The following is a 1,923-nucleotide window of genomic DNA, read 5'->3' as shown; positions in this document are numbered from 1 at the left end:
GTGGGTGAACGTTTCATCCCTTGATGGCGCCGATGAGCATGCCCTTCTTGAAGTGGCGTTGGACGAAGGGGGAGAGGACGGCGACGGGGAGGAGGGCGAGGATCATGACGGCGGTCTGGACGGCGATGGAGGGGACCTGGCCGGAGGCGATCATCTCGGACATGCCGGTGGGGCGTTGGCGGCGTACGACGATCTGGTAGAGCACGTTCTGCAGGGGGAGTTTGTCCTGTTCGGTGATGTAGATGAAGCCGGCGAACCAGTTGCCCCAGTAGCCGACGGCGTAGAAGAGGGAGATGACCGCGAGGACGGCGCGGGAGAGGGGCAGCACGATCTGGATGAGGATGCGGAACTCGCTGGCGCCGTCGATGCGGGCGGAGTCGATCAGTTCCTGGCCGACGTTCATGAAGAACGCGCGCAGGACGAGGATGTTGAAGACGTTGACGGCCATGGGGAGGATGAGCGCGCCGTAGGAGTTCATCAGCCCCAGCTCCTGGATGAGGAGGTAGGTGGGGATGATGCCGGCGCCGCCGAAGAACATCGTGCCCATCATGGTGAACAGGATGGGGCGGTGCCACAGCGAGCCCATCCTCGTCAGGCCGTAGGCGGCGAGGATGGAGATGGTCATGGAGAAGGCGGTGCCGATGGTGGTGATGCCGATGGAGACCCACATGGCGCGGGCGACCTGGCCGCCGTTGAGGAGTTCGCGGTAGGCGTCCAGGGTGATGCCCTCGGGCCACACGACCAGGCCGCCGGTCTTGGCGATGGTCTCCGCGTCGGACAGGCTGGTGATCAAAACGATCCACACGGGGAAGAGGATCGCGGCCAGGGCGATGCCCAGGATCACGGTCTTGGCGGTCAGCCCGACGCGGGTGGGCGGCTCCTCCCAGGCGGGGCGCTGCCGTTTTCCCTTCTCGTCGTCGCGGTCTTCGACCAGGACACTGGTGTCGGCGGCGTCGTTGGTGATGGTGGCGCTCATGACCTCTTGTACACCCCCTGTTCGCCCATCGCGTGGGCGACTTTGTTGGCGGCCAGGACCAGGGCGATGCTGAAGATGCCCTTGACGATGCCGATGGCCGCGGCGTAGCTGTAGTCCCCGTTCGCGATGCCCTGGTCCCAGGTGTAGGAGTCCAGCACTTCGGAGGCGCCGGGGCCGACGGCGGTGCGCTGGATGAGGAACTGTTCCATGCCGACGGAGAGCATGTTGCCGACCTGGAGGACCAGCAGCAGGGCGATGACCGGGCGCAGCGCGGGCAGGGTGACATGCCACATCCGGCGCCAGCGGGTGGCGCCGTCGACGGCGGCTGATTCGTAGAGTTCCTGGTTGATGGTGGACAGCGCGGCGAGGAAGACGATGATGCCCCAGCCGGCGTCCTTCCAGATGACCTGGAAGGTGATGAGCCATTTGAAGAAGCCGGGGTCGGTCATCAGGTCGAAGCCGTCTCCCCAGCCGTTGTCCCGCATGGTCTGGGCGATCAGGCCGGCGCCGCCGAAGATCTGCTGGAAGACGGTGATCACCAGCACCCAGGAGAAGAAGTGCGGCAGGTAGAGGATGGCCTGGGACCAGGCGCGGACCTTGCTGTGGAGGAAGCTGTTGATCAGCAGGGCCAGCAGGATCGGGACGGGGAAGTAGAAGATGAGCTGGAGGAAGGAGAACACCAGGGTGTTCTCCGCGGCGTCCCAGAACTCCGGGTCATCCATCATCCGCTCGAAGTTCTCAAACCCCGTCCAGGCACTCTTGGCCATGGAGTCGAAGAAGTTCGTCCCCAGGTAGGGCTCGAAGAACTGGAACGCGATCGCGTTCGCGGCGATCGGGATATACGCGAACACCAGCAGCAGGACGACGACAGGCACCGTCATCAAGATCAGCGGATAATCCCGGCGCACCTTGTGCCGGAACGTGATACCGCCCTTCAGACGCGGATC

At 64.5% G+C, this 1,923-nt stretch carries 2 protein-coding genes; both read right to left on the bottom strand.

All coding sequences use genetic code 11. The features are described from left to right. Positions 1-13: 13 nt before the first annotated feature. The gene (locus ACTWQH_RS32665; protein WP_443290439.1) at positions 14-976 is read right to left on the bottom strand and encodes a carbohydrate ABC transporter permease; all 963 of its coding nucleotides are present in this window, start codon (positions 974-976) and stop codon (positions 14-16) included. Further along, positions 973-1,923: ABC transporter permease (locus ACTWQH_RS32660; protein ID WP_443290438.1), on the bottom strand; the 951-nt coding region annotated here is incomplete at its 5' end. The genes ACTWQH_RS32665 and ACTWQH_RS32660, both read right to left, overlap by 4 nt.

Source organism: Streptomyces sp. 6N223 (genome assembly GCF_052246635.1).
Classification (GTDB): Bacteria; Actinomycetota; Actinomycetes; order Streptomycetales; family Streptomycetaceae; genus Streptomyces.
The sequence above is the reverse complement of the archived record's forward strand: the minus strand, read 5'-3'. Positions and strand labels throughout refer to the sequence as shown.

What these genes read in the sequence shown, in the direction of transcription:
- ACTWQH_RS32665 (WP_443290439.1), bottom strand. Translation starts at nt 976, where the DNA reads ATGAGCGCCACCATCACCAACGACGCCGCCGACACCAGTGTCCTGGTC.